Origin of the sequence: Pyxidicoccus trucidator, from assembly GCF_010894435.1 — a bacterium.
GTDB classification, from domain to species: Bacteria; Myxococcota; Myxococcia; order Myxococcales; family Myxococcaceae; genus Myxococcus; species Myxococcus trucidator.
In genome coordinates this window covers 1-698 of record NZ_JAAIXZ010000075.1, presented here as the reverse complement: position 1 = coordinate 698, position 698 = coordinate 1, and the positions used below count along the sequence as shown (strand labels likewise).

Below are 698 nucleotides of genomic sequence, written 5' to 3'. Positions count from 1 at the left end.
GCGAATGGCGACCTGTCCAAGAAGATTACGGTCGACGTGCGCGGTGAAATCCTGGAGCTGAAGAACACCATCAACACGATGGTGGACCAGCTCAACTCGTTCGCCTCGGAGGTGACGCGCGTCGCCCGCGAGGTGGGCACGGAAGGCAAGCTGGGCGGTCAGGCCGTGGTGCGCGGTGTCGGTGGCACGTGGAAGGACCTCACCGACAACGTGAACAGCATGGCGTCCAACCTGACGTCGCAGGTGCGCAACATCGCCGAAGTCACCACGGCCGTTGCGAACGGCGACCTGTCCAAGAAAATCACGGTGGACGTGAAGGGCGAGGTGCTGGAGCTGAAGAACACCATCAATACGATGGTGGACCAGCTCCGCGCGTTCGCCTCGGAGGTGACGCGCGTCGCGAAGGAAGTGGGCACCGACGGAAAGCTCGGTGGTCAGGCTGACGTGAAGGGCGTTGCCGGCGTGTGGAAGGACCTCACCGACAACGTGAACAGCATGGCGTCCAACCTGACGTCGCAGGTGCGCAACATCGCCGAGGTGACGATGGCGGTGGCCCGTGGCGACCTGTCCAAGAAGATTACGGTCGACGTGCGCGGTGAAATCCTGGAGCTGAAGAACACCATCAACACGATGGTGGACCAGCTCAACTCGTTCGCCTCGGAGGTGACGCGCGTCGCCCGCGAGGTGGGTACGGAAGG

General features: G+C 63.0%; 1 protein-coding gene. It reads left to right on the top strand.

Going from position 1 to position 698, the window contains the following annotated elements; genetic code table 11:
• Positions 1-698 (top strand): HAMP domain-containing protein (locus G4D85_RS48465; RefSeq protein ID WP_164021930.1); only part of this gene is annotated, 698 nt, incomplete at both ends.